The following is a 20,878-nucleotide window of genomic DNA, read 5'->3' as shown; positions in this document are numbered from 1 at the left end:
CGGCGTTGGTGCCGGGCAGCGGAAGCAGCCGCTGCTCGTCCATCGCGGACTTCAGATCGAGGTCCGCACCCGTATACCCGGCCAGGAAGTGGGCATCCCCCGCTCACTCGCAAAAGCCGAGGGCGACAACGGCATCGGCTTCACGGACGCGCTTGATTCGCTCGACCGCGCCCGCGCCGCCGATCGCAGCGGCGACATCGACGCGTGCAGCCGGGAGATCGCACGCGCGCGGGCCGTCCTGAGATAGCAAATGCCGCTCAAGGGTCGAAGGCAAGGCGATGCGCGCAACGCGGTCGTGCAGCCGTGGGAGCAGGACGTGCGTTCTGGAAATGCCCGCCCGAGCGCAGGTTTCTAATGTCAATGCAATCAGGAGGAGCCTTCTCCATGCATAAACAGCACTCATCGAACAATAGGCCACACACGGGCCGAGATCGCGCCGAGCCTTCTTGATGAATTTCAGTGCGATGCTTGCTGCGTCTTGCACCTGCCACTAGGGGTTCGATCTGCGTCCGACTTCAGCATCCGGGCGGCAGCACCGGCGACACGCCGGGCGTTGGTGCTGCGCCTGAAGCGTTCGCCGGCAGCACAGTCGCAGGCGAGGCGAGATTCATCGAGACGCCTTCCATGCAAGCCGAGCTGTTCGGGCTGGGCACAACCGCAGCGTTCGGGTCTATGCCCGTCCCACCGGCACCACTGGCTTCCGCCTGAATCGTACCAGGTGCGGGGCTTGTAGCCACTTGCGGGATCGACAATGGCAGGGACGCAGCGCTCGTCACCTCTCCCCCCGGCGTCGAGCTGCATCCGACCGTCGTACCTGTTCCTGAGGGCGCAGCTGAGGAGATCGTACCGGTGGCGCTGCTGTTCTGCCTTATCACCGGCAGCAACGGCGCCGCGATGCCCGGTGGTGCAAGGCCTGTCGGCGATACGGTCGGCGTCGCCGGCACCGGCGTCGGCGATGACGACGGCGGAGCGCAGACGACCACCGTCCCCGGCGTCGTCGGATCCGACGCGAGCGGAACCGGCGCCAGCGTCGTGTCCGGAGCACCTGACACGGTCGTTGCGGAAAACGGCCCGGGACTGTTGAGCGGTGAGACCACGATCGCGCCCGGCACCGTCGGCAGATCCATTGCAGTAGTGCCGGTCGTTGCGACCTGTGCCTGACCAGCAGAGCTTCCGAGCAGCAACGCCGTCGCCGCTGCGAGTACAATTCGCATCATCTTTCGCATCCTAGCTCGCCTCGCTCTTGCGAACGGTGACCTTGCTTCCCTCCGCCAGATTGACCGCGGGATTGAGCACGACCTGGTCGCCGGGCTGCACGCCGTCGCGCACTTCCACCGTGGTGCCGAAATCCCGGGTGATCGAGACCTGCTGAAAATGGACCGTGTTGTTGCGCACGACCACGACATGGAGGCCGTTCTGGTCGAAGACGAGCGCATCGGATGGGATCGTCGTCGATGCTGTCCTGCGCGGGATCGATAGTTCGACCGTGCAATATATGCCCGGACTGAGCAGGCCATCCGGATTGGGCACGTCGATCTCGGTTAGCAGCGTCCGGCTTCCCGGCTGCAGCGCGGTTGCGATCCGCGTGACCTTGCCCGCAAACGTCCGCCCCGGAATCTCGGGGACGCGGATATCCGCATCGACGCCCGGGCCAACGCCGAACGCTTCGTCCTGTGGCACGAACACCTGGGTTCGGATCACGTCGGAATGCATCAGCGTGAACATGAAGGTGGACCCGGCTGATACCAGGCTGCCGTTGTCCACGTTACGCTGCGTGACCACGCCGTCGAATGGCGCCACCACACGCTGATAGGACTTCTCCTGCTGAAGAACTCGGATCTGCGCTTCCTGCGCCGTGATGTTCGACTGGGCGACACCCACCGCGCCTTGCTGCGCGCGCAGGGTGAGACGATCGTTGTCGCCCTGTTGTGCCGTCAACCAGCCCTGCTTGACGAGATTGCTGTCGCGCGAGTTGGTCACGTCGGCCAGCTCCCGGCTTGCCTCCGCCTGCTGAAGCGCGGCCTGGTCCTGCGCGAGCGTCGCTTGGGCCTGCGCGATTTGCTGGTCGAGCTCGGGCGCAGTGATTTCCACGAGCAGCTCGCCCTTCTTGACCCGATCGCCGATATCGACGTAGCGCTTCTCGATGTAGCCGCTGGTCCGCGCGAAGATGTTGGCCGCCTCGAACGCGGTCGTCGTCGCCGGCAGGCTCACCTTCATGATGTCGCCTCCGGGCTTCACCGTCGCGACCCGAACCTCGGGAAGGTTGGTTCGAGCCTGCTCTGCCACAGCGGCAACGCCACGCATGGCCTCATAGTGCCGCCAGCCGCCGATGCCGAGACCGCACGCAAGCATGAGGAGCACGCCTCCGCCGAGCAGCGCGCCGCCGTAACGGCGTCCGGATCGAGGGCCCTTTCCCGGCAGTTCCACAATCCGGAGGCTCTCCGCCCCCGGGCGGTGTGTCGCCCCGTCGTCATCGGTCCTTGCGCGAACGTCACTCATTCCGGTTGCTCCTCGAATACCCCATGATGAGGCTTGCCGTCGTTGCCTTTGCGCAGCATGGCGAAGAGATAAGGCACGATCAGCAGGGTGGTCGGTGTTGCAAACAGCAGACCGCCGATGACCGCCCGCGCGAGCGCTGCATTCTGCTCCTCGCCGGGCCCGCCGATCGCCATCGGGATCATGCCGACGATCATCGCCGCCGCGGTCATCAGCACGGGCCGGATTCGCGTCCGGCCTGCGCTCAGCGCCGCCTGGAATGCCGAATGCCCCTTCAATTGCTCGTCGCGTGCGAATGTCACGAGCAGGATAGAGTTCGCGGAGGCTACGCCGATCGCCATGATGGCTCCCATCAGCGAAGGCACGTTCAGCGTCGTCCCGGTGATAAACAGCATCGTCACGATGCCGCAGAATGTCGCCGGCAGTGCCAGGATGACGACAAAGGGATCGCCAAAATTCTGGTAGTTCACGACCATCAGCAGGTAGACGAGGATGGCCGCGAACAGCAGTCCAAGGGAGAGATCGCGGAACGATTGGTGCATGCTCTGGATCTGGCCGAGAACCTGGATCGAGTTGCCCGGCTGGAGTTGCTTCTGCAGCGTGGACGTCACCTTCTCGATGTCAGCCGCGACGCTGCCGAGATCACGGCCCTGCACGCTCGCATAGACATCGTAAACCGGCTGCACATTGGCTTGGTTCGAGTTGGTCGGAACGGTGCCCCGCTTGAAGGTCGCAACATTGCTGAGCAGGCCCGGCACCGTCTGCCCGCTTGCGGCAAGCGAGGCCGAAACCGGCGTATTGCCCAGCGCGTTCAGCGAATTGGTCCTGTACTCTGGTGTCTGCACAGCCAGGTAATAGGGAATGCCGGAAGTCGGATCCGTCCAGAAGTTCGGCGAGACCTGCGCGGACGATGAGAGGCTGACATTGATGTTGGTTGCCACCGTGCTCGCATTGAGACCGAGTTGCGCGGCGCGGGTGCGGTCGATGTCGGCGTAGAATGCGGGAGCATCGACCTCCTGCTGCAGATGTGCATCGACCACGCCGGGGATCGCGGCGAGATTCTTTTGCAGTTCCTTGGCGACGGCGAGATTGTTGTTGCCGTAACCGACCGTGCGGACATCGATCTGCGCCGGGAGACCGAAGTTCAGGATCTGCGTGACGATATCGGCCGCCTGGAAATAGAACGTGTCCTCCGGGAATGCCGTCGGCAGCACCTGCCGCAGCCTCCTGATGTAATCCGCCGTCGGCTGGTGCCCTTCCTTCAACGACACGAGAATGGTGCCGTCGTTCACCCCGATGGTGGAACCGTCCGTGAAAGCAAGGTTATAGGGCCGCGCCGGCAGGCCGATATTATCGACGATCAGCGCCCGGTCGTGCTCGGGAATGACCTCGCGGATCTTGTCCTCAACTGCCTGGAAGATCGCTTCCGTCCGCTCGATCCGCGTGCCCGCGGGGGCGCGAACATGGAGCTGGATCTGGCCGCCGTCGATCAGGGGATAGAAGTCCTGGCCGACATAGGCGAACATCGTGGCGCCGAGCGCCAGCACCAGCACGGCGACGACGGGTATCACTGCGCGGTGCCGCAGCAGTTTCAGCAGCAGATCGGAATAGCCGTCGCGCAGGCGTTCGAAACCGCGCTCGAATGCCGCGGAGGCGCGTGCGAGGATGTTTGACGGCCGATTGCCCTCGCCATGACGTTGCTCGCCCTTCAGGAGCAGGCCAATGGTGATCGGCGTCAGCGTCCGCGACAGGCCATAAGACGCCAGCATCGCGAACACCACGGCAAGGCCAAGTGGCGTGAACAGATATTTGGCCGGGCCCTCGAGGAATACGACCGAGATGAACACGCAACTGATCGCGAGCGTCGAGACCAGCGTCGGAATGGCGATTTCGGCGGCTCCGTGCAGAGTCGCGTCCGGCAGCAGCATGCCTTCCTCGGTCCAGAGCCGGTGCGTGTTCTCGATCGTCACCGTCGAATCGTCGACGAGAATACCGACGGCAAGAGCAAGGCCGCCGAGCGTCATGGTGTTGAGGGTCTCGCCGAGGAAACAGAGGACGATCAGCGAGGACAGCATCGCCAGCGGGATCGAGATCAGGACGACGAGCGTCGATCGCCACGATCCCAGGAACACCAGAATCATCAATGCCGTCAGGCCCGCCGCGATCGCGCCTTCGCGCAGCACACCATCGACCGAGTGTGTGACGAAGATTGACTGGTCGAACAGCTCGTTCACCTTCAGCCCCGCGGGCGCCGACGCGCGGATCGACGTCAGGGCCGCTTTCACGCCGTTGACGACGGCCAGCGTGGAGGCATTGCCGTTCTTGATGACGCTGAGCAGGACGGCGCGGTGGCCATCCTCGCGCACAATGTTCTGCTGAACCTGGGCGCCGTCGCGGACCTGGGCGACGTCCTTCAGGAAGATCGTCGCCCCGTTCGCGAACTTCACCGGGATCATGTTGAGATCCTGGATCGTCGCCGGCGTCGCGTTGGTACGAACGGTGTACTGGGTGTCGCCGATCTTGGTCGTGCCGGTCGGCAGCGTCAGGTTCTGCGTGTTCACTGCGTTGACGATGTCGAGCGGTGTCAATCCGCGCGCCAGCAGCTTGTTCGGATCGAGGTCAACCATGATCTGGCGGTATTTGCCGCCGGTAGGCGTGGGCAGGGTCACGCCTGGAACGGGAGCCAGTTGCTGGCGGACCCGGTAGATGCCGAAATCGTAGAGCTGCTGCTCATTCAGGTTGTTCGATTCGAGGCTGAGCTGGAGCACCGGCACGCTTGAGGCATTGAACTGCACGATGATCGGCGGCTGGATGCCGGGAGGCATCAGAGCGCGGATGGCGTTGGTCGCCGAGACGATCTGCGAGATCGCGAGATCGAGATTGACGTCCGGCTGAAAGTAGATCTTCTGAACCGACAAGCCGTTGAGGGTCTGCGCCTCGATATTCTTGATACCGCTGACATTGGCGCTGATCGAATACTGGCTGTAGGTGCTGACGCGCTGTTCCATCTCCGGCGTGGAAAGGCCGGTGTAGCTCCAGATGACAGTGACGACGGGAATCCGGATCTCCGGAAAGATGTCTGTCGGCATCGAGCGAATTGCGATGCCGCCGAGGAACAGGATCAACGCCGCAAGCACGTAGAAAGTATGCGGAAGCCGCAGCGCGAAGCGAACAATTCCCATGATTGGTCTGCCTGAAACAGGGTTACGCAGGATCGTCGGACAAGTGAGGGCGGCCGCGCCTCCGTTCAAATGAAAACGAATTCAGTCGCTGCACGCGGCGGCGTGTGACACATCATGCGCGGCGTTCATGACGGCCCGTTTGACTTTGGCGAAGGTACGGATCTCGATCTGCCGAACCCGCTCGCTGGATATGGACAGCTCTCGGGCGAGCTGATCGCGCGTAACAGGACATTCCTTCAGGCGCCGCGCCTCGAAGATATGACGCTCCCGCGGCGCGAGCCCGTCCAGTGCAGCGCGCAAAGCCCTGCTGCGCTGCTCCGTCTGGTCGTGATCGGCAAGCATCGTCTCGGCGTCGACCGCACCATCGACCAGCAGGGCCTCCAGCTCGGTTCCACCGTCACCGACGCGCGCGTTCAGCGACATGTCGCGGTGGAGTCGCGCGTCCATCTCGATCACCTCGCGCGCCGTCACCTCGAGCTTCCCGGCGATCAATTCGGCGACGTCGGGTGTGAGCCCGGCCATCGCACTGCTGGTGGCTTTCCTGATCTCGCCGCGGAGTTTGAAAAACAGCTTCTTCTGCGCAGCCGTCGTCCCGATCTTGACCAGGGACCACGATCGCAGGATGTAGTCGTGAATGGTGGCCTTGATCCACCAGATCGCATAGCTGGAGAATCGGGCGCCGTGCCCGGGCTCGAAGCGCGACGCCGCGATCACGAGGCCGAGGTTCGCTTCCGCGATCAGATCGACCAGCGGCAGACCGTATCCCTTGTAACCCCTCGCCAACTTGGCGGCGAGCCGAAGATGGCTGGTGACGAGCGCATCCGCGGCGCGCCGGTCCCGCGTTTCCTGCCAGCGACGCGCCAGCTGCTGCTCCTGACCTGATTCAAGTAGCTCGTAGCGCCGGATTGCGGCGGAATAGGCGGTGAGGAACGGCGTCGACACCGCTGCGATCGGCACGGCAACAGGATCGCGGCACACCACCTCATGGCTCGTCTGCATTTGTCACTCCTATAGTCCGGGCCGGCTGATTGATCTCGGAGGCACCGCACGTCATTTGGCTCATCCCATCTGGCCGGCCTCTGCGTGCAGCAATGCGCGTGACCGGCGCGCGATGGGCCTGCCCGCACTCCCGGTCCAGGCGAGGATCTCGATCCGCCCACCGGGAGCCGGGCCAATGATCAGCCGGAAGCCGTGCAGCTTGACGATCGCCGCCACCAGGCTCAGTCCAAGCCCGACGCCCGGCGTATTGCGCATCTTGTCGGAGCGGTAAAACCGCCGCAGCACTGCTTCGCGCTCCTGCTCGCTGATGCCGGGCCCGGTATCGCTAACGCGCACCAGCGCGGTCTCGTCCTCCGCCTGCAGGGCGAGGTCCACCCGCCCGCCGGACGGCGTGAACTTGATGGCGTTGTCGACGAGGTTGGCGACTGCCTCGAACAGCAGGTCGCGGTCACCCCACACCTGCACATTGCACTCGGTGACGACGCCGAGCCCGACATGCTTGTCCTCGGCGATCGGGTCGTAGACGTCGCACACCTCCCGCAGAATCTCGCCGAGCGCGACGTCGCCAAACCCGGCCATACGGCGGTTGTTCTCGATCTCTGTCAGGCGCAGCAAGGCCGTGACGATCGCGAGCGACTGATCGATGCCGGCGATGGCCTTGTCCGCAACGTCCTGCAGCTGTTCCAGCGTCGCCGCATGGGTCCGGCCGCGCTCCAGCGCCAGACGGACGCGGGTCAGCGGCGTCCTGAGATCATGAGCGATGTCGTTGCCGACGCCGGCGAGCGCATTGATCATCGTCTCCATCTCGTCGAGCATGCCGTTGACGATCCTGGCCAGCCGCGCAAACGGGTCGTCCGTCCCGCCCTCCGGAAGCCGCTCGCGCAGCTCGCCGGCCACGATGCGCTGGACCCGCTGGTTGACCTCCTCTACGCGTCGCTGGGCGCGCAAGCTCAGCCAGGCACCCGCAAGCAGGCAGAGGCTGAAGGCCGGCAGCAGACCCAGGGCCAGGGCCTGGCCCACCACGCTCGATATCTCGCGCGTCTCGTCGACGTTCCGTCCCATCACCAAGACATCGCCGTCCTCGAGACGGCTGCCGACCACCCTGACGACGGGACCATGCGCCGTCGGCTTCTCCAGCAGATCGAGTTGCACGCCCTGCGCCGCCCCATCGAGCCCGAGTTCGCGCGGCAGGCGGTCGATATTCCCGGCCAGCCTTTTGCCGGCAGCATCGAACAGTCCCGCGTACTGAACGCCCCTGGAATCCTGCGCGAGGTGATCCGCGATAGCGCTGACGCGGCGGGCCGGGGGCAATTCCGCGACGAAGTGGATCTGCGTGGTGATCATGCGATCGGACCGCGCGACCAGATAGGCATCGAGCTTCCAGTAGATGAAGGCGAACAAGGCGACCACGAACAGCGCAAAGGAGCCCGCCACGGCCAGAGCCCAGAGAAATGTGCTGGAGCGGATCAACTGTGTCTGCTGCATCGCCCGTCCCTCCTACCGCGAGCGAAGGACGAAGCCGGAGCCTCGGACATTGTGGATGAGCTGTGTCTCCCCGGAACCGTCCACCTTGTGACGAAGCCGGCCCATATGCACGTCGATCAAGTTGGTGGTCGCCGGAACGAACTTGTAGTTCCAGACCTCCTCGAGCAGCATCGCGCGCGTCAAGAGCTGATCGCTCCGGCGCATCATGTACTCGAGCAAGCGGAATTCGCGCGGCAACAGGTCGAGCCTGCGCTCGCCGCGCCGCGCGGTGCGCTCGATCAGATCGAGCTCGAGGGGCCCGACATGCAGGATGGTTTCGCGGCTGTCGCTCGGCCGGCGCAGCAGCGCCTCGATTCGCGCAACCAGTTCGATGAGCGCGAACGGCTTTGTGAGATAGTCGTCCCCGCCCATTCGCAATCCGCGCACCCGGTCATTCACGGCGCCAAGCGCACTCAACACCAGCACGGGCGTCCTCACCTGCTCCTTGCGCAGCACCTCGATGACGGTCAGCCCGTCAACTCCCGGGAGCATGCGATCGACGATCATGGCATCGGGGCTCGACGCACGCGCCCGCGCGAGACCCTCGACGCCGTTGCCGGCCCACTGCACCTCGAAGCCGCGATCGCCGAGTTCGGCGAGGATCGCCTCGGCGGTTTCAGTGTCGTCCTCAATCAGGAGAATCCGGGTCATGAGCCTCGTACCATAATTCCCACGGCGTCTCGATGCGCGGTTGGGCAGCACGGGTACGGCGTCGGGCCGTGTCATGCTCAGTGCCCGCGTACGTCGGACGCGCGTCGCTGATGCCGCCTGTTACCGGTCGCCCGCTGCGCTATGAGGTAGCTCTGCCGCGCGCACCGCGCCATTAAATTGCGGTTCATGTTGTCGGCTGTGCGTGCCGCCAACGGCACGAGGACCCGCACCACGCGTGTTACAAATGCAATGATCATCTTCCGCGCTCCGCTGCCAACCGACTGGATCGAACATATGCCGTCAACGCACGTGCCGTCGTCTCAGGGACCACGGATGTTATGCATTCACACGATCGTGGCTGCGACACCGCAGCGGCTCTCGGGCGGTTGAAATGCAGTGAGCAAAACGTGCGTTGGAAACGTGGCCGATCGTTCAGACATCGTCGCTGAGCCGGCTTGATCGGCCCGATGTCGTCAGAGGAGAGAGCGAATGACCACGTCCAAACTATTCTCGATAGGATTGATCGCGGCCGCAATGCTGGGTGGCCCAGTCATGGCGCGCGAGCACCAGCGCGCCGCGCAGCGGCCCGACGTGGGCGCCGATACAGTCGCGGCGACCACGCCGTTCCATTATCCGGGCGAGCGCGCCTGCGTTCCGGCGCCGCGCGTCGGCGCCTTTGCCACCGCGCCGTGGACCGGCAACAACGTACCGTGCGAGCCGGGCACAGGCAGCTAGTACTGATTGGGTGACGCGGCCTGCCCTATAGCTTCGCCGCGTTTTGCAATAACGAGAAGCGGACTGCGCTGGTCGGCCCGCTCCTACGCGTGCGTCGCGCCGATCCGCGAGACGCTCTTCGCGAGCGGCTTGCCTGATATCTGACATCGAATTCAGTTGGATCGCCTCGTACCGGACCTACCTCTCCCTCATCACTGACCCGGCCATCGGCAACCTCGCGGAACATGGCCGGACAGCGCAACAAGAGGAGTCATCCATGAAACGTGCAATCATGATTCTGGCGACAGCAGCACTCGCCTCGACGCTCGCCGTTGGCGCGGCCAATGCCCATGGCGGCGGTGGTGGCGGTGGCCACGGCGGTGGTTTTGGCGGTGGCGGCTTTGGCGGCGGACATGCAGGCTTCGGCGGTGGACATGCGGCCTTCGGCGGCGGCGCGCATTTCGGCGGCATGGGCCATGAGGGAGATTTTGCCGGCGGCGCCCGGTTCGGCGGCGAGCACCTTGGCTTCGGTGGTCATGACGTAGGCCTGCGCCAGCACGCGTTTCACCACTTCCGCCGAGGCGGCTATGGATTCTACGGCGCCTATCCAGATTGCTACGACTGGTACGAGTTGCATCCCGACCTGCCGTTACCGCTGAGCTGCAGCTAACCCCACACTCAGCAACCATTGGTCTGGAGCAGCGTGGACGCATTGCCGTTCGCGTCGAGGATAGAGTCGATGAAGTGCGTCGTTCTATTCGCGCCTGGCCACGTCAAGCACGTCCTGCGGCAAGCTCGTGAGCATCGCCTCCTTCTTCCGAGGTGCGCTGCCCGCGCTGTGCTTCCGTGCACTTCTGCAAGGCGGCCTAATCGCTGCCGTGTGGTCTGCGCGACCGCAGAATAGCTAAGGCGGAACCTCGGTCATCTCTCGCGATCGAGGAGGCTGTTGCGTGCTCCCGTGCGCCCGTTCCGACTATAAAGCCTCGACCGGCGCGGCGCTCGACGATCGCACATCGGTCTCTCGATAGCGTTCCACCGCTTCAGACGACTTGTGGACGCGAAACCAATGACTTAATCGACTCGCATTTGATTGGTCCCGACAGCACTCAGGAATCGCTGAAAACGGTCGCGTACCGAAGGTGCGCGGATTGATTTCTGATCATTCGACTTGGCGCGCTACGGTTTCTCCGCCGGAAACCGACCATCCGGATCCATTTTCAGATACTCACCGCGATCGGTGGTGAAAGCCGCGGTGCTGGGCAACGCCAGGCGTTGTCTGGTAGGCCCTGTTGGGCCCAAACAAGGGAGCCGCGCCGCCAGGGCGTTCCAGGCCCATTCTGCCTGCTGGCGTCAATTCGCAGTCGTTCAACACATCCCGATCGGGATATTGCGCCTGAAACAAATCTGGATGTTGAGTCGCCCACAATGGGCACTGGGCGCTTGCAGAGCTTATCGCGCCAATCGACATCATCGCTGCAATAACAAAGGTCCTGAATCCAGTCATGGTCGTGCTCCGAACGGCTGTTGTTTTCGTGCGGAGCATTCGCGCTGACTCGAACCGGCTGCTCTGTTGAAATGCGCTTCCTTCGAATTTCTTGGTTGAGCATTAGGTGGGTATGCGCTCGGGAAAAACACGTGGGTGAACAATCACGCCTGCGCGAATGGCAAATCGGTGTGCTCATCATCGCGTGACGTACCCCGGCGACGAAAGACTCCAAACCGTGACGCAACTGCCAGCATGAAGCCGAGTGCGGGGTTTACAGATTCGCACGAATTCGACCGCCAACCCGCGCGTGATGCCGAGGACGTTACCAGTCTTGCAGGCGTCACCGATTGCGAGGGCGTGGACCGAGGCTCATCTAACTCATCATCGTAGGTCTATCGGAGAAACTCCCATGCGATCGGGTCTCGTTTTGAGCCTTTTGATTATCCTGTGGGCCCCCGTCAGCGCCGCGGTGGCAGGCCAGGTCCATCGGCATCATGCAAAAGCGCATCCTCGTGTTCTGACGACTGGGAGTACTGCGGCCTGGGCTTATTCACCGGCACGGCCGGACCGCCGTCAACCGGCCCCGCACTATGATGATCAACCAGAGCCAGGTCATAATCCTTACGAGAGATGGGGTGGTTAGCACCCCGTCGCCTCCGCGTCGCCGCCGGCTTGGCGCCCCTTCGAGCGCGGCGATGGACCGCTAGTTCGTTGCCGACCTCAATCCCGGTTCAGGAGGCGTTCGCCCGCGCCCGTTCGCGGGCTTCGCGGCGGCGCTCTCGGCGCTCGCGCCGACGCTTGGCCCGGTCGGCTGGCTGCGGCAGCGGGGAAAGCGGAGCAATCTCCAATACCGGCTGGGACGTCTCATCGACCGGGGCCGCTAGGCTGGGCTCGCTTGGTGCCGGTCGGGCTTCCATGAACGCCAAGATGTCTCGCCCCTTCGACGTCAGTCTCCAGCCACCGCTGATGCGCTCGACCAGCCCCTGTGAAAAGATGTCGAGGTCCGGCACGCGGCTGGCAAGACGCCTCGTCCGGTCGGCCCAATCGCGGCCGCTGGTCGCCAGGATCACCATGTCGCGCTTGAGGTCTTCCATGACGGCAAAGCCATCCGGATAGCTCACCAGGATCTTCAAAACCGTAACCTGGAAATTCACGCCCCGGCCCCCGCTCTGGCTCTATCAGCGCCAGAAGATTCACTCCCACGAAAACGCCCACCGTACTTTGCTTCGGTGCCTTCGCGATTCAAAAATGTTAAGTTCGAGAAAGAAGTGCGCACCGGAGAGCGGGGCTGCAGCCCGCGTCGGGCGAACCTAAAGCTTCCGATACGTCACATGCGCCGTCGCGAACGGAATGCCCGCGCGCCCGGCGGATCCGCGCACGATGCAGGCGCGGTCATCGATCGCATAGAACCAATCGTCGAAGTTCAGCTTGAACGACTTTCCGTCGCCTTGGGGCGTGTCGCGCGTGTACTTCCAATGGAATGCACAACCGGTCTGCTCGCCCGTGGCTTCACCCTCCAGTCGATTTTCGTGGCCGATGTATTGACCTTCGCTCAGCTTGTGGATCGTCCAGCGCAACGTGTCGCTATGGCCGTCATCAAAGGTGTAGGTTTCAGTCAGAACGACAGTGTCGGTGTCCGCGTCCAATTCGCCATGCGCCGTGATCGTCGCCCGCTTCAACAGCCCGCCGACGAGACTCTCGACCACCGCCCATCCTTCCAAGCGACCAACGAAGAACTGCTCAGGGAGAAACACCGGCGTGGTGCCAGCGAACGCATCAATGACCATGGCTTTTCCTCCGAAACCGATGACGACATAAGCCGCCTCTCAGCACCAGGGTTCCTCAGGAGGAAACCTGCCTGGCTCTGCTGGGTGCTTGCAACGCATACAGACGCTGCGTCACAACGCGCGCTCCCCTTCATCCGGAACACGTGGACAAGCCCAGCCCTGCCGTTTGGGAATCTCTGACCCGTGTTAACAGCCCGGAACGATCTGGCGGCGGCACGGATTCGTCCCGCAGGAGCAATCTCGCATGCTGATGACCAGGGAAAGACGGCCGGCGATCCGGACCTTACGGGGATGGGCCACCCACGTGCTGCACGAGGCCGGCGCGATCTGCGAATGCGAGGAGCACGGCTGGGCCAGGGATCGCGCCGACCCGCACGCGCGCCATCGCGCGGTCGCGCTTGCGCGCCAGGATCCGCCGGACGGCGTCTCTGCCGATCAGGCCGTCGCGGAGATCAACGATGTCCTCGATTCGATCGGCGATACATGTCCGGAGTGCCTGACGAGGGCCTTTGAGGCCTGCGACTAGGACCTTCGCGTACCAAGCGGCATAGGGCGTGTTTTCGATTTAAGTCCGGCGTCACGGGATGCTTCATGCCGATTTCCGCCGCGCCCCTGCGGCCGGCTTTTTCGCGGACGTCTCCCTGGCGGCCGCCTTCTTGCCGGCGATCGGCATCAGCATCTCCTTCTGGCCGGCCGCCGCCTTCCTCGGCTTCTTCGCCGGCTTGTCCGCCTTCGCGGGCGCGGCCTGCTTCCCGACTTCCTTGCCGACGCTCCGCCGCAGCGCCTCCATGAGGTCGACGACGTTCTCGCCCTTCGGCCGCTCCTTCGGCCGGATCACCTTGCCGGCGCGCTTTTCGTTGATCAGGTCGATCAGCGCGGTCTCGTAATGGTCCTCGAACTTTTCGGGCGCGAAGCGTCCGGCCTTCTGGTTAACGATGTGCCGGGCGAGATCGAGCATGTCCTTGGTGACCTTCACGTCCTGGATGTCGTCGAAATATTCGGCCTCGCTGCGCACCTCGTAGGGGTAGCGCAAGAGGGTGCCGACGAGGCCCTTGTCCATCGGCTCCAGCGCGATGATGTGCTCGCGGTTGGTCAGCACCACGCGCCCGATCGCGACCTTGTTCATCTCGCGAACGGTCTCGCGGATCACCGCGAAGGCGTCGTGGCCGACCTTGCCGTCGGGCCGGATGTAATAGGGGCGGATCAGATAGCGCGCGTCGATGTCCGATTTGTCGACGAACTCGTCGATCTCGATGGTGCGCGTGGACTCCAGCGCGATCTCCTCGAGCTCTTCCTTGGAGACCTCGATGTATTGGCCCTTCTCGAGCTCATAGCCCTTGACGATGTCCTCGTTCGTCACCTCGTCGCCGGTCTCCGCGTCCACCTTCACGTATTTGATGCGGTGGCCGGTCTGCCGGTTGAGCTGGTTGAACGAGATCTTCTCGCTCTCGGAGGTGGCGGGATAGAGCGCCACGGGACAGGTGACGAGGGACAGTCTCAGGAAGCCTTTCCAATTGGCGCGCGGGGCCATTTACGCAGAACTCCGGTTCGAGGCGGCTTGGATTCAAGACGAACGGCCGGCCCGGGTTCCGACATCGGGAGCAACATTCATGACGAGCACGCTTTGCGGCGTCTTGCTCCATGTTTTGGTTTAGGCGGCGCCCGACTTGACAGAATCGACCACCAGCCGGCGCAACCAGACCGCGCCGGGATCGTCGTGACTTCGTTCGTGCCAGAGCAGGCGATAGCCGTAGGGCGTCACCTGCGCCGGCGGTTTCAGCATCACGAGACCGAGCCGCGGCGCAAGCTGCCGGGCCGCCCGCGAGGGCATGGTCACCAGGTAATCCGACGCAGCCGTGATCACCGCGGCCGTTGCGAAATATGGAACACGCAGCGCGACGTGCCGCTTGTAGCCGCGCTCGGCCAATGCGGTATCGATCGGCCCGCCCTGCCCGCCAAAAATGCTGACCACGATGTGCGGCCAGGCCGTGAACAGCTTGATCGGCAGCACGTCCTTTGCCCCGCGCATCTGCTTGAGCAAAGGATGCCCTTGCCGGACCAGCGTCACGAAATTTTCGCGGAACAGCTCGCGCGCCCGAAACGAGCCGGATACCGGATTATCGGCATACAGCACGAAATCGACCTGACCGTCAGCGAGCATGCGGAACACGTCACGCGAGAAGCTGACGACCTCGATCGCCGCCCCGGGTGCCTCGCTCGCAAAGTGGGCGGCGACATTGGGCAGGATGGCGAGCGCCCCATAATCGGTCGTCGCGATGCGAAAGACGCGGTCGGTGGCGGAAGGATCGAATTTCGGCTTGTGGAGAAATGTCTCGACGCCGCCGAGCAAGGTCGCCAGCGGCTCGCGCATCGCCTCGGCGCGCAGCGTCGGCGTCATGCCGCTTGCCGCCTTCACCATCAGCCGGTCACCGAACAGGCGCCGAAGCTTTGCCAGCGCACGGCTGATCGCGGGTTGGCTGCTGCCGAGACGCTCAGCGGCGCGCGTGACGCTGCCGGTCTCGAGCAGCGCATGCAACACCACCAGCAGGTTGAGGTCGACTTTCGCCAAATCCATCGAACGCATAATGTAAATTCTATCATGACATTTGTGGATGATGCCAGATCATCGTACACAGACCCCACCGCGATAGGCCGGAGAAGCCGTATGCCATCACATCTGAACATCAGCCGCCGCATAATGCTCGCAGGCGGCGCGGCCGGAGCGATGACGCCGCTGCTGGGCATGCCGGCCGCGATCGCGCAAACGCCTGCTGGCAGGGCCAATTCCGGCCACTACAGTTTTCGGATCGGCGATATCAAGACAACCGTCGTCAGCGACGGCACGCTGAGCGGCAATCCGCGCATCTATGCCCACACCGCCCAGGCGGAGGAACTCGGCAGGACGCTGAGCGATGCGTTCCTGCCGACCGACACCTTCAGGCTCAACCTGAACACGCTTCTGCTGGAAACCGGTGGCAGGAGAATCCTGATCGAGGCAGGTGCAGCGCAAACGCTCGGCCCCGATGGCGGACATCTATTCCGCAATCTTGCGGCGATCGGCGTGGAGCCCGAGCACATCGACGCCATCGTGATCACGCATACCCATCCCGATCACGTCGGCAATCTCAGCCGCGCCGACGGATCGAGCGCTTTTCCGAAGGCGACGGTCCATCTTCCCGAGGACGATTTTGCGTTCTTCATCCGTAACGAGCCTGACCTGTCGCGGCTGCCCATGCCGGAAGATTTCCGGCGCGCCTTCATCGCCAATATCAAGCGAAGCGTGGCGCCCGTCGCCAAGTCTGCCGTGCTGTACCGGCCGGGCAGCGAGTTGTTGCCGGGCATAACGACGATCGCCGCCGGCGGCCACACGCCGGGCATGTCGGCGATCCTGGTGCATTCCGGCGCGCAAGCATTGCTGATCACGTCCGATGCCGCCTATAGCCCCCTACTCAACATCGACAATGCCTGGCGGCCCGGGCCGGATCTCGATCCCGATACCGCGTTGCAGTCGCGCAGGCGCTTGTTCGACCGCGCTGCGACGGACCGCATCCCGGTGCTTGGATTCCATTTCCCGTTTCCGGGCATCGGCAACATCAGGAAGACGGACGACGGCTATCGCTGGGTGCCGGCGAACTGGCGGTTCGAAGGCTGAGCCAGCCCGAAGATGCGAAAGCGGCTATCGTAGGATCTCAAGCCCATCATTCTACGACCGCCGTATGCAGAAGCGCTGTTCTATCCAGGCGCCGCCCCGGCGATTTCCGAGATGAATCGTCCGCAGCGCTCTACGATCAGATCCTTGTCGTTATCGAGCGTGGCGACATGATAGGAATTGTCGAGCCAAAGCAGGCGCACGTCGTTGGAACTGACCTCCTGCGCGATTCGCTTGCCATTGGCCGCCGGCACGACGTGGTCCTCTCTGGAATGAATGGCGAGCGTGGGACAGCTGACCTTGCGCAGCAGGCTTTCGGTCGCAGCAATCAGGACGTGGACCTGCCGGAGGCAAGCGACTGGCACCTCCTGATAGGCCAGCTCCTTGACGCCGGCGGCCTTGATGTCCGATCCGATGCCGGGAACGCGCTTCGGCGCCGCGCCGTCCGATACGAGCTCGGCCATCGCGCCATCGAAGATTCCGGCGGCACCGTTGATCGGCACGGCGCCTGCGACGATGTTCGGAAAACGTGCGGCTAGGTTGAGCGTCAGCGTGCCTCCCATGGACAGGCCGGTGACGAAGACCTTGGTGCCCTGGCCAGCCAGCTCGTGAAGCGCCTGCTCCGCCGACGCGAGCCAATCGAGATAGCCGGTCGTTTCCATGTCGTCCGGTGAGGTGCCGTGGCCCCGCAGGCGAGGCCCGCTGACGGTGAAGCCGAAGCGCCGGTGAAGCTCTTCGCCGAGATACCGCATGCTTTGCGTCGTTCCCGTGAAGCCGTGGAGCACGAGGACCGCAGGCCCCTTGCCCTGCATGAAGAATGGTTCGGCTCCAGCCATCACATCGGTCATGTCATCTCTCCTGTTGTCATCGCGGCTGCGGCCGCATCCGTTCTCGTTCCGATATCGAGGCAATCATGACTGGCGCCTTGCCGAATATGCGGCCGCTGCAAGGCCGATGATCGCACCCTGCAGCATCAGCTTGGCGGATTCGCCAAGCCCCAGACTCGTCAGCAGGTTGAAGCTGAATGTCAACATCAAGGCGGCGACGGTCGGGCCGAGCCCCTCTCCCAGGACTATTGCATATGGTGCTTTGCGCGAGCTGAGCGCGCGCCTCGTCCTTCAACGCCCGCTAACGGGGGGCGTCTCGAAGAATGGCCACAGGCGAGATCGCTCCCATATGCGATCGCCCTGCCCCTTTCCGGAGCCGAAGGTAACGCCGTCGGCGTGAACGGCGCTAGCGGACCCGCTCGAACGTGATGCGGATCTTCGTGCCGTCAGGTCGTTCAAAATTCTCGGTCATGACGTCGCCGTCGACCACCAGACGCAATTCCTTCCGCGTCCGAACGCTGCCGATCCAGTTCGGAAAGGTGCAGCCCTCGACCTTGTTGCCGCTGAACTCGCCGTTCTCATCCACCGTGTAGGTGCCGAAAAAGCCGATGCTGCCGGCCATGGCCGCGCGGTTTTCCGCGTCCGTGCCCTCGCCCCGCACGCTGGAGGCAAAGCGCGGGACGTCCGAGTCGGTCAGCACCTCGATGAAGTGCATGTCCGGCGTGAAGGTCAGCAGCCCGCTCGGCCGCGCGCCATAGGCCGGCAGGTTCTTTCCTTCCGGATCGATCTGAGCGGAGACCATTCTCCAGGTGCCGAGCACCTTGTTCGGCGGCGTCGCGTGGACTGGAGCACTCATCAGGCAAACTCCCAAAGCGATCAGCACCAGATTTCGACGGGTCATGTTGGAGTCCTCTGCTTCGTCTTTCTACGCGGCCGCCGGGCCTCGGAATGGCGGACCTGCGCGAGGCCGCTTCAAGTGCACAGATCCGTCCTCGCCTGGGCGCGGGACGACTCCGTCGCTAAGCGAGCGCCGGTCAGTCTTGCCGAGACATCCCACAGATGAGACGCCACCGCATCGTCATCGGCCTGCGGCGGCACGCGGGCCACGGACGGCGAACCGCGGATTTCGCCGAACTTGTCCGGACCGTAATAGCCGCCGGGGACGATGTCCGGCGACGTCGCCGCGAACAGCGTCGGCAGCGCACCTTGCGCCGCCGGCTGAAACAGGAACCAGAGGGCGGTCCGCGCCAGGCCGGGAAGGCTCATCCGGCCGGCGCCATTCGGAATGAGGTCGGTCCGCGATACGCCGGGATGGGCCGCAACGCTGGTGATGCCCCAGCCGAACCTCCGGCTGCGTCGCTGCAGCTCGAACGCAAACATCAGGTTCGCAAGCTTGGACTGGCTGTAGATCGGCATCGGCTGGTAGCGACGCTCAGCCTGCAGATTGTCGAACTCGATCGCTCCGCTGCGCGCTGCCAGGCTGGACACGGTGACGACGCGCGGCTCGACGCCCTTGTGCAGCAGCGGCAGAAGCTCGGCCGTCAGCGCGAAATGGCCGAGGTGGTTCGTGCCGAACTGCATTTCGAACCCGTCGGCCGTTACTTGCCGGACAGGGGGCATCATGACCGCGGCATTGTTGACGAGCAGGTCGAGACTGTCCCGTTGGCCACGCAAACGGGAGCCGAAGGCCCGCACCGAATGAATATCCGCAAGGTCGAGCCGTTCGAACCGGACGTTCGCGTTGGGCTGACGGGATCGGATCCGCGCGACGGCGTCTGCTCCCTTCGAGGCATTGCGACCGGCAATGATCACTTCGCCGTCCGCACGCGCCAACGCCAGCGCATCTTGGTAACCCAGGCCACCCGTGCCCGTGACAACGGCGCAACGCCCCCGCTGGGACGGAATATCGCTCGCACTCCAACCAGGCATCGGGCCATCTCCCACGGCACAACATCACATCGGGCCAGTTAAATTACACCTAGTGTAATTTTCAAGCGTTGTGCCGCCCGAGCCTGTTGACCTTCTCGTGAACGACACCTGCGCCGCGGCCCTCCCGCGCTGCGCGATTCAGTGGCCGCAGCGAAGCTCTGAGGATCCCGCGCAGCCGGACAAGCAAGAGGGCGGCTAGCGCCCGCAGCTTGGCCAGCGTCCCGGCGCGGATGACGGTCAGCACGGGGAGCAGCGCGAGCAGAAGGCTGAGGCCAATCCAGCGCAGAAGGCGGCCGGCCAGAAAGGCCTGGATCGTCGGGGTCCAGTCGTCCACCACGAGATTGACGGTCGCGGCGAACGCCGCCTTCGCACCGAGACAGAGGAAGCTGTTCGAAACGACGTTCGCCAGATCGAAGCAGGGATGGAACGAGATGGCGCACAGCAGGATGAGAACGCCGAAATTGCCGAGATACGGCGAACGTATGGCCTTCACCGCGCGCGCGAGGGTCCGAGCGACAAATCGACGCTGGTCACGTTCCCTTGGCGAGCCTTGCACGGCGCCGTCGAGGCGCTGCTCGCCGGCATGACGGGCTCGCGCGTCATGTATCGTCCGGGGACGGATTGCAGGCTCCTGCGAGGTCTGCTGATTGCACGGCGAGGCCGGTGCGGCGCGCCCTGGCGATGGCTGGAGGCGACGTAACCGGCAGGATTGCGGCGTAGAAGCTCGATGTTGCCGGAGCTGCGCGTGCGCTGGTCCTTCCCGGCCGCCGCTTGCAGCAAACCGGCCTCGGCATCGTGGAAATCGCAACGCGAAGCATCGGCATCCCGGTCGTTCGCCGGGCCGTCCCTGTCTGCAGTCATCTTGATCCAGTTCGCTGGTCTTGGACGCCTCGAATCGGCCCGAGCCTTGCTGGCCGGCCTCACATGCAGTAATTTCGCACTTGATGCGGAATTTTATCGCACTGAGTGTAATTTTGAATGAGGCCGTTGTGTGTCGAAACAGGACGGAGACGACCCATCACCGAAAAGCGAGGGACTGAGGGAGCAAAAGCGCCGCGAAACGTTGCGACGGATCACCGACACCGGTCTGAGGCTCTTCCTTCGGAACGGCTATGAGGCGACGACGCTCGACGCCATCGCGGAGGCAGCGGGAATTTCGCGTCGGACCTTCTTCTATTATTTCAAGTCGAAGGAAGACATCATCCTGGCCTGGCAGGGCGGTCTCGCCGAAGCCATAGGGCGCGCCGTTCTGGAGCAATCGACCAAGCAGCCGCCGCTCGAAGCGGTGAAGAATGCACTGGTCAGACTCACGGCGTCCTACGAGGACGTCCAGGCCCGGAAACAAATGATGGAGATCGACCGGTTCATCCGCACCAACGAGACGCTTCGCGCCCGCGAGGCCACCAAATACGCCCAACAGGAACAGGCGGTCTTCGACGCGCTCTGCACGATGTGGCCGCAGCCCAAGCGGCGAACGGCACTCCGCATAGTCGCGATGGTCTCAATCGGAGCTTTTCGCCTTGCGATCGACAGTTGGAGCCAGGATGAGGGAAGGCGTCCCTTCGCCGCCTATTTGCGGGACCGTTTCGCAAACATGAAGGCGGAAGCTTGAATCCAGGGGCTGTGACTGAGGC

Annotated in this window: 21 protein-coding genes; 6 read left to right on the top strand and 15 right to left on the bottom strand. The window is 63.8% G+C overall.

The window, feature by feature from the left end:
• Positions 1–103: 103 nt before the first annotated feature.
• Complete coding sequence (locus GA0061099_RS41365; RefSeq protein WP_162130850.1) at positions 104–484, bottom strand: hypothetical protein; 381 nt, start codon at positions 482–484, stop codon at positions 104–106.
• Positions 485–849: 365 nt separating this feature from the next.
• Between GA0061099_RS41365 and GA0061099_RS42150 the strand changes: the two genes are divergently transcribed.
• Complete coding sequence (locus GA0061099_RS42150) at positions 850–1,161, top strand: hypothetical protein (RefSeq protein ID WP_225114043.1); 312 nt, start codon at positions 850–852, stop codon at positions 1,159–1,161.
• A gap of 66 nt (positions 1,162–1,227) precedes the next feature.
• Here GA0061099_RS42150 and GA0061099_RS25060 read toward each other — a convergent pair whose 3' ends face one another.
• From GA0061099_RS25060 to GA0061099_RS25040, 5 genes are all read right to left on the bottom strand, one after another.
• Positions 1,228–2,499 carry an efflux RND transporter periplasmic adaptor subunit gene (locus GA0061099_RS25060; RefSeq protein ID WP_036026697.1) on the bottom strand — a complete coding sequence of 424 codons (1,272 nt, stop codon included), beginning with the start codon at positions 2,497–2,499 and terminating at the stop codon, positions 1,228–1,230.
• Positions 2,496–5,678 (bottom strand): efflux RND transporter permease subunit, encoded by a 3,183-nt coding sequence (locus GA0061099_RS25055; RefSeq protein WP_074448099.1) that lies wholly within the window; start codon positions 5,676–5,678, stop codon positions 2,496–2,498. The genes GA0061099_RS25060 and GA0061099_RS25055 overlap by 4 nt, the downstream gene beginning before the upstream one ends.
• Positions 5,679–5,759: 81 nt before the next feature.
• Positions 5,760–6,677: an RNA polymerase sigma factor RpoH gene (gene rpoH / locus GA0061099_RS25050; protein ID WP_036026699.1), complete on the bottom strand. Its 918-nt coding sequence runs from the start codon at positions 6,675–6,677 to the stop codon at positions 5,760–5,762.
• Between the two features lie 60 nt (positions 6,678–6,737).
• The gene (locus tag GA0061099_RS25045) at positions 6,738–8,162 is read right to left on the bottom strand and encodes an ATP-binding protein (protein ID WP_036026701.1); all 1,425 of its coding nucleotides are present in this window, start codon (positions 8,160–8,162) and stop codon (positions 6,738–6,740) included.
• 12 nt (positions 8,163–8,174) lie between these two features.
• Entirely contained in the window at positions 8,175–8,852 is a 678-nt protein-coding gene (locus GA0061099_RS25040) for a response regulator transcription factor (protein WP_036026703.1), read from the bottom strand.
• A 489-nt stretch (positions 8,853–9,341) separates the two neighbouring features.
• On the opposite strand from GA0061099_RS25040, the gene GA0061099_RS25035 reads away from it, so the two are divergent.
• Positions 9,342–9,587, top strand: a complete 246-nt coding sequence (locus GA0061099_RS25035; protein ID WP_036026704.1) for a hypothetical protein — start codon at positions 9,342–9,344, stop codon at positions 9,585–9,587.
• A 256-nt stretch (positions 9,588–9,843) separates the two neighbouring features.
• A complete protein-coding gene (locus GA0061099_RS25030) occupies positions 9,844–10,236 on the top strand; it encodes a hypothetical protein (RefSeq protein ID WP_036026706.1) in 393 nt (130 codons plus the stop codon).
• Positions 10,237–11,783: 1,547 nt separating this feature from the next.
• On the opposite strand, the gene GA0061099_RS41360 is transcribed toward GA0061099_RS25030, so the two are convergent.
• Both GA0061099_RS41360 and GA0061099_RS25020 read right to left on the bottom strand, forming a co-directional pair.
• Complete coding sequence (locus GA0061099_RS41360) at positions 11,784–12,206, bottom strand: hypothetical protein (protein WP_036026707.1); 423 nt, start codon at positions 12,204–12,206, stop codon at positions 11,784–11,786.
• Positions 12,207–12,362: 156 nt separating this feature from the next.
• Positions 12,363–12,839, bottom strand: a complete 477-nt coding sequence (locus GA0061099_RS25020; protein ID WP_036026708.1) for a DUF3833 family protein — start codon at positions 12,837–12,839, stop codon at positions 12,363–12,365.
• Between the two features lie 244 nt (positions 12,840–13,083).
• Here GA0061099_RS25020 and GA0061099_RS25015 point away from each other — a divergent pair, with 244 nt between their 5' ends.
• Positions 13,084–13,365 carry a hypothetical protein gene (locus GA0061099_RS25015; RefSeq protein WP_036026709.1) on the top strand — a complete coding sequence of 94 codons (282 nt, stop codon included), beginning with the start codon at positions 13,084–13,086 and terminating at the stop codon, positions 13,363–13,365.
• Positions 13,366–13,428: 63 nt separating this feature from the next.
• Here the strand turns inward: GA0061099_RS25015 and ku are convergent, their stop codons facing one another.
• On the bottom strand, positions 13,429–14,370 hold the full coding sequence (ku, locus tag GA0061099_RS25010; RefSeq protein WP_036026710.1) for a non-homologous end joining protein Ku: 942 nt from the start codon (positions 14,368–14,370) through the stop codon (positions 13,429–13,431).
• Positions 14,371–14,490: 120 nt separating this feature from the next.
• Positions 14,491–15,423 carry a LysR family transcriptional regulator gene (locus tag GA0061099_RS25005; RefSeq protein WP_063822474.1) on the bottom strand — a complete coding sequence of 311 codons (933 nt, stop codon included), beginning with the start codon at positions 15,421–15,423 and terminating at the stop codon, positions 14,491–14,493.
• 81 nt (positions 15,424–15,504) lie between these two features.
• Here GA0061099_RS25005 and GA0061099_RS25000 point away from each other — a divergent pair, with 81 nt between their 5' ends.
• The gene (locus tag GA0061099_RS25000; RefSeq protein WP_370129345.1) at positions 15,505–16,491 is read left to right on the top strand and encodes an MBL fold metallo-hydrolase; all 987 of its coding nucleotides are present in this window, start codon (positions 15,505–15,507) and stop codon (positions 16,489–16,491) included.
• Between the two features lie 80 nt (positions 16,492–16,571).
• Here GA0061099_RS25000 and GA0061099_RS24995 read toward each other — a convergent pair whose 3' ends face one another.
• From GA0061099_RS24995 to GA0061099_RS24980, 5 genes are all read right to left on the bottom strand, one after another.
• Positions 16,572–17,336, bottom strand: a complete 765-nt coding sequence (locus GA0061099_RS24995) for an alpha/beta hydrolase (RefSeq protein WP_036026712.1) — start codon at positions 17,334–17,336, stop codon at positions 16,572–16,574.
• 63 nt (positions 17,337–17,399) lie between these two features.
• The gene (locus tag GA0061099_RS42800; RefSeq protein ID WP_260345905.1) at positions 17,400–17,522 is read right to left on the bottom strand and encodes a hypothetical protein; all 123 of its coding nucleotides are present in this window, start codon (positions 17,520–17,522) and stop codon (positions 17,400–17,402) included.
• 199 nt (positions 17,523–17,721) lie between these two features.
• Positions 17,722–18,171 (bottom strand): lipocalin-like domain-containing protein, encoded by a 450-nt coding sequence (locus tag GA0061099_RS24990; protein WP_244429354.1) that lies wholly within the window; start codon positions 18,169–18,171, stop codon positions 17,722–17,724.
• A 116-nt stretch (positions 18,172–18,287) separates the two neighbouring features.
• Complete coding sequence (locus tag GA0061099_RS24985) at positions 18,288–19,244, bottom strand: oxidoreductase (protein WP_036026717.1); 957 nt, start codon at positions 19,242–19,244, stop codon at positions 18,288–18,290.
• Between the two features lie 61 nt (positions 19,245–19,305).
• Positions 19,306–19,737, bottom strand: a complete 432-nt coding sequence (locus tag GA0061099_RS24980) for a hypothetical protein (protein ID WP_036026718.1) — start codon at positions 19,735–19,737, stop codon at positions 19,306–19,308.
• Between the two features lie 570 nt (positions 19,738–20,307).
• Between GA0061099_RS24980 and GA0061099_RS24970 the strand changes: the two genes are divergently transcribed.
• Positions 20,308–20,856, top strand: coding sequence for a TetR/AcrR family transcriptional regulator (locus GA0061099_RS24970; protein WP_225114033.1), 549 nt, complete (start codon positions 20,308–20,310; stop codon positions 20,854–20,856).
• Positions 20,857–20,878: the final 22 nt, after the last annotated feature.

It is taken from the genome of Bradyrhizobium yuanmingense (assembly GCF_900094575.1).
GTDB classification, from domain to species: Bacteria; Pseudomonadota; Alphaproteobacteria; order Rhizobiales; family Xanthobacteraceae; genus Bradyrhizobium; species Bradyrhizobium yuanmingense.
Note: the sequence above shows the minus strand (reverse complement) of the source record. Positions and strands in the feature narration are given on the sequence as shown.

Bases quoted from the DNA above. Each gene is read 5' to 3' on its own strand.
- GA0061099_RS25060 (WP_036026697.1), bottom strand. From the start codon at position 2,499: ATGAGTGACGTTCGCGCAAGGACCGATGACGACGGGGCGACACACCGC.
- GA0061099_RS25055 (WP_074448099.1), bottom strand. From the start codon at position 5,678: ATGGGAATTGTTCGCTTCGCGCTGCGGCTTCCGCATACTTTCTACGTG.
- rpoH (WP_036026699.1), bottom strand. From the start codon at position 6,677: ATGCAGACGAGCCATGAGGTGGTGTGCCGCGATCCTGTTGCCGTGCCG.
- GA0061099_RS25045 (WP_036026701.1), bottom strand. From the start codon at position 8,162: ATGCAGCAGACACAGTTGATCCGCTCCAGCACATTTCTCTGGGCTCTG.
- GA0061099_RS25040 (WP_036026703.1), bottom strand. From the start codon at position 8,852: ATGACCCGGATTCTCCTGATTGAGGACGACACTGAAACCGCCGAGGCG.
- GA0061099_RS25035 (WP_036026704.1), top strand. From the start codon at position 9,342: ATGACCACGTCCAAACTATTCTCGATAGGATTGATCGCGGCCGCAATG.
- GA0061099_RS25030 (WP_036026706.1), top strand. From the start codon at position 9,844: ATGAAACGTGCAATCATGATTCTGGCGACAGCAGCACTCGCCTCGACG.
- GA0061099_RS25020 (WP_036026708.1), bottom strand. From the start codon at position 12,839: ATGGTCATTGATGCGTTCGCTGGCACCACGCCGGTGTTTCTCCCTGAG.
- GA0061099_RS25015 (WP_036026709.1), top strand. From the start codon at position 13,084: ATGCTGATGACCAGGGAAAGACGGCCGGCGATCCGGACCTTACGGGGA.
- ku (WP_036026710.1), bottom strand. From the start codon at position 14,370: ATGGCCCCGCGCGCCAATTGGAAAGGCTTCCTGAGACTGTCCCTCGTC.
- GA0061099_RS25005 (WP_063822474.1), bottom strand. From the start codon at position 15,423: ATGCGTTCGATGGATTTGGCGAAAGTCGACCTCAACCTGCTGGTGGTG.
- GA0061099_RS25000 (WP_370129345.1), top strand. From the start codon at position 15,505: ATGCCATCACATCTGAACATCAGCCGCCGCATAATGCTCGCAGGCGGC.
- GA0061099_RS24995 (WP_036026712.1), bottom strand. From the start codon at position 17,336: ATGACCGATGTGATGGCTGGAGCCGAACCATTCTTCATGCAGGGCAAG.
- GA0061099_RS42800 (WP_260345905.1), bottom strand. From the start codon at position 17,522: ATGTTGACATTCAGCTTCAACCTGCTGACGAGTCTGGGGCTTGGCGAA.
- GA0061099_RS24990 (WP_244429354.1), bottom strand. From the start codon at position 18,171: ATGAGTGCTCCAGTCCACGCGACGCCGCCGAACAAGGTGCTCGGCACC.
- GA0061099_RS24985 (WP_036026717.1), bottom strand. From the start codon at position 19,244: ATGCCTGGTTGGAGTGCGAGCGATATTCCGTCCCAGCGGGGGCGTTGC.